This window comes from Sphingopyxis sp. (assembly GCF_050725655.1).
Taxonomy (GTDB): Bacteria; Pseudomonadota; Alphaproteobacteria; order Sphingomonadales; family Sphingomonadaceae; genus Sphingopyxis.
This window is the reverse complement of sequence record NZ_JBOHHT010000031.1, coordinates 1-4,090: the sequence shown is the minus strand read 5'-3', so window position 1 is coordinate 4,090 and position 4,090 is coordinate 1. Positions and strand designations below refer to the sequence as shown.

Here is a 4,090-nt window from a genome sequence, read left to right as displayed (position 1 = left end):
ATCGTAGCCTATGGGAGGTCGGGTGGGGGAGCGGGCCGGTGCCGTTCCGGCGCAGGCCGGAAAAAGGGGCCTACTTCTTTTTCAGCTCGTCGCGGATTTCGGTAAGGAGATCAATCTCGGTCGGGCCGGCCGCCTCGGCCGGCTTGATGAATTTGCTCGCCTGCCGCACCAGCAGGAACACGACGAACGCCAGCAGAGTGAAATTGATCACCGCGGTGACGAAGCTGCCGAGCGCCATCACGTTCGCGCCGGTCGCCTTCGCGGCGGCCAGCGTCATGCCAGCGGTCACTTTCTCGCTGCCCGACAGCACGAGATACTGGTTAGTGAAATCGACCCCGCCGCCCGTCACAAAGCCGATGAAGGGCATCAGCACATCGTCGGTCAGCGACTTGACGATCGTCCCGAACGCCGCGCCGATGATGACGCCGACCGCCAGCCCCATCACATTGCCCTGATTGAGGAATGCCTTGAAATCCTTGATCATGTACCAACCCCTTCGGTCGCTGCGCCTATGGTCCCAGACTGCATGACACGATTATCCGCGTCAATGATTGCGGGTCGGCGGGCGTCTTACTATATTAAACCAGTTGGCGCGGCGCCGTTGCCGCGCGGAGGGAGTGTCTGACCATGACTTTGCGTTCCGCCCGTTGGTTGATTGTGCCCGTTGCCGCGATGTCGCTGTCCGCCTGCGGCATCAACAGCGTTCCCACCAAGGAAGAAGCCGCCAAAGCCAAATGGGCGAATGTCGAAGCTGCGTACCAGCGCCGCGCCGACCTGATCCCCAACCTTGTCGAGACCGCGAAGGGCGCCTCGAAGATCGAGCAGTCGACCCTCGAAGGCGTGATCCAGGCGCGCGCCTCGGCGACGCAGGTCAAGCTGAGCACCGACGATCTCGAAGATCCTGCAAAGGTTCAGGCGTTCCAGCAGGCGCAAGGCAATGTGTCGAGCGCACTCGGCCGCCTGCTCGTCACCGTCGAACAATATCCCGACCTCAAGAGCCAGGCGCGCTTCGCCGACCTGATGACCCAGCTCGAGGGCACCGAAAACCGGATCAACGTCTCGGTTCAGGATTATAATGGCGCGGTGCAGGATTATAATACGACGATCCGCACCTTCCCCGACATCATCGGCGCCAAGATCGTCCATGGCGCGCAGCCGATGACGCCGTACAAGGCAACCAGCCCCAACGCCGATCAGGCGCCGAAGGTCGACTTCGGGAAGTAAGGCGTGCGGTTCGCCGCCCTTGCCGCTCCGCTCGCGATCCTGATGGTCGCGGGCGGATGCAAGGCGGCACCGGCATCGTCCGGCGCCGCAGAGGGTGCGGCCGTGATCGCATCCGCGACGGAATCGGCTTTCTGCGATGGCATTCCACCGATGACGCTCAAGGGTCGCGTGACCGACGACGCAAAGATTTTGAACGCGGAAGACGAAACGCGCCTTTCCGATCGGCTTGCCCTCTATGAACAGCGGACCAAGCACCAGATGGTTGTCGCGACGACGCCCAGCCTGAACGGCGCGCAGGTAGACAATTTCGGAACCTGCCTCGGCCTCCGCTGGGGAATAGGGCGCAAGAAGCAGGACGATGGCATTGTGATTCTGATTGCGCCTAACGAACGCGAGATGCGCATCGCGACCGGGACGGGGATGGAAAGCATCCTGACCGACGACGAGGCTTTGGAGGTAGTCAAGCAAATGACACCGCATTTCAAGAATCTGGACTATGCCGGCGGGCTGTCGACAGGCATCGACGCCATCGCCGCCCAGACGGGAGATCCGAAATGAAATCCGTCCTGCTCGGCTGGGCGCTCGGCCTTTCGCTGCTGGCGATCCCCGCCGCCGCGCAGACCTTTCCCAAGCTCGCGGGCAATCCGGTCGTCGATCAGGCCGACATCATTCCCGCCGCCGAGGAAGCGGCGCTCAACACGCAGCTGCTCGAACTGGAGAAGACCACCGGTCATCAGCTCGTCGTCGCAACCGTCAGCGACCTCGAAGGCAATGACATCGCCGATTACGGTTATAAGCTGGGCCGCGCATGGGGCATCGGCGACGAGACCAAGGACGACGGCGTCGTGTTCCTGATCGCGCCGAACGAACGGCGGATGAACATCGCGGTCGGCCTCGGGCTCGAACCCGTGCTTACCGATGCCCTCTCCGGCCGGATCATCCGCGACGTCGTGACGCCCAAGTTCAAGGCGGGCGACATGCCCGGCGGGATTCAGGACGGCGTCAATGCGATCGCGCAGCAGATCCAGTTGCCGCCCGAGGAAGCCGCAGCGCGCGCCGCGGCGGCGGACAAGGCCGAACGCGACCGTTCCGGCGACGGCAATTTCGGCGGGCTATTCTTCGTCGGTTTCATCATCCTGATCTTCTTCGTCCTGCCGATGCTCTCGCGCATGGGCCGCGGCAAGAAGCATCGCCGCAGCGGCCCGTGGGGCGGCGCTCCGATCATCATCTGGGGCGACGACGACTGGGGCGGCGGAAGCGGCGGCTCCTCATGGGGTGGCGGTGGATCGAGTTGGGGCGGCGGCGGAGGCGGAGGCTTCGGCGGCTTTTCGGGCGGCGGTGGGTCGTTCGGGGGCGGCGGCGCCTCCGGCGGCTGGTAGGGAGCGCAGGACATGCCACAGAAAATCAGCCATGTGAGCGAGGCCGACCACGACATCGTGACCGCGGCGGTCGCGGCCGCCGAGGAACATACGAGCGGCGAAATCGTCACCGTCGTCGCGGCAAAGTCGAACGATTATGACGATGTCGCGCTCGTCTGGGCGAGTGTCATCGCCTTCATCGCGATGTCGGTAATCGCACTCTTCCCTGAATTTTACCGCGGCCTGTACGACCGGCTGACCGGCGGCTGGGGACATGAACTGACCGCCAACCAATGGCTTGGGACGGTCATCGCTGTCGGCGTGCTCAAATGGATCGGCATGTGGCTGATCCTGCTGTGGCGCCCTTTGCGGATGGCGCTGACCCCGCGCGCGATCAAGGCGCAGCGCGTCCGCGCCCGCGCGATCGACCTGTTCAAGGTCGGCACCGAGGCGAAGACGATCGGCCGCACCGGCGTCCTCCTCTACCTCAGCCTGAAAGAGCATCGCGCCGACATCGTCGCCGACGAGGCGATCGCTGCAAAGGTCACGCCCGACGTGTGGGGCAACGCGATGGCGGCGCTGATCGAGCGTGTGCGGTTGGGCAAGCCCGGCGAAGGCATGGCCGAGGCGGTGCGCCAGATGGGAATCGTCCTCGTCGAGCATTTCCCCAAGGGCGATGAAAATCCCAACGAACTTCCCGACCGCCTGATCGAACTTTAGGTCTGTCGTCATTGCGAGCGGCAAAGCCGCGTGGCAATCGAGCGTGGCTTCCACCGCCGCGACCTGCGTTGCTTCGCTCGCAATACCGATAAGGATAGATATGACCCGCCCCTCGCCCGACGCCCCCATCGAGACCCGATGGGAAGGCCGCTTCATCACAGTCAAACAGCAGGGGACGTGGGAATATGTCTCGCGCTCGCGCGGCATCCATGCCGCGGTGATCCTGGCGATCGACGAGGATGAAGCTGGCCGTCACGTCATATTGGTCGAACAATATCGCGTGCCGCTGAAGGTCCAGTGCCTGGAGCTGCCCGCGGGACTGGTCGGCGACGACACCGCCGGCGAAGCATCGGAAATCGCAGCGCAGCGCGAGCTCGAAGAAGAAACCGGCTATCGCGCCGAGCATTGGCGCACCGTCGGTGAATTCTACAGCTCGCCCGGGATGGTCAGCGAAAGCTTTACGCTGCTGATCGCCACCGGATTGGCCAAGATCAGTGTCGGCGGCGGGGTCGATGGTGAGGACATCATCGTCCACCGCGTCCCGCTTGAGCGCATCGCCGATTTCGTCGCCGCGAAGCGCGCCGAAGGCTGCGGGATCGATGTGCGCGTCGCGATGCTGCTGGCGGGCGGATTGCTGGCCGAATAGCCGCTTTCGACCGATTGCGGCCGTAAAGGTCCTCCCCGCTTGCGGGGAGGGGGACCGCCGAAGGTGGTGGAGGGGGTTGGCGGCCTGAAGCGACGTTGCGGGCGGGCGCCAGCCCCCTCCGTCAGCGCTTCGCGCTGCCACC

Annotated in this window: 6 protein-coding genes; 5 read left to right on the top strand and 1 reads right to left on the bottom strand. The window is 64.4% G+C overall.

Features of this window, described 5'->3' with window-relative positions; genetic code table 11:
* Nucleotides 1-70: 70 nt before the first annotated feature.
* On the bottom strand, nucleotides 71-484 hold the full coding sequence (mscL, locus tag ACREBX_RS03915; protein ID WP_431560444.1) for a large conductance mechanosensitive channel protein MscL: 414 nt from the start codon (nucleotides 482-484) through the stop codon (nucleotides 71-73).
* A gap of 137 nt (nucleotides 485-621) precedes the next feature.
* Here mscL and ACREBX_RS03910 point away from each other — a divergent pair, with 137 nt between their 5' ends.
* The 5 genes from ACREBX_RS03910 to ACREBX_RS03890 all read left to right on the top strand — a co-directional run bounded on the left by ACREBX_RS03910 (nucleotide 622) and on the right by ACREBX_RS03890 (nucleotide 3,948).
* Nucleotides 622-1,224, top strand: coding sequence for a LemA family protein (locus tag ACREBX_RS03910; RefSeq protein ID WP_431560445.1), 603 nt, complete (start codon nucleotides 622-624; stop codon nucleotides 1,222-1,224).
* A 42-nt stretch (nucleotides 1,225-1,266) separates the two neighbouring features.
* On the top strand, nucleotides 1,267-1,782 hold the full coding sequence (locus ACREBX_RS03905) for a TPM domain-containing protein (protein ID WP_431560443.1): 516 nt from the start codon (nucleotides 1,267-1,269) through the stop codon (nucleotides 1,780-1,782).
* Nucleotides 1,779-2,603 carry a TPM domain-containing protein gene (locus ACREBX_RS03900; protein ID WP_431560442.1) on the top strand — a complete coding sequence of 275 codons (825 nt, stop codon included), beginning with the start codon at nucleotides 1,779-1,781 and terminating at the stop codon, nucleotides 2,601-2,603. Before ACREBX_RS03905 ends, ACREBX_RS03900 begins: the two co-directional genes overlap by 4 nt.
* A 12-nt stretch (nucleotides 2,604-2,615) precedes the next feature.
* Entirely contained in the window at nucleotides 2,616-3,302 is a 687-nt protein-coding gene (locus ACREBX_RS03895; protein ID WP_431560441.1) for a TPM domain-containing protein, read from the top strand.
* Nucleotides 3,303-3,402: 100 nt separating this feature from the next.
* Nucleotides 3,403-3,948 (top strand): NUDIX hydrolase, encoded by a 546-nt coding sequence (locus ACREBX_RS03890; protein ID WP_431560440.1) that lies wholly within the window; start codon nucleotides 3,403-3,405, stop codon nucleotides 3,946-3,948.
* Nucleotides 3,949-4,090 lie beyond the last annotated feature (142 nt).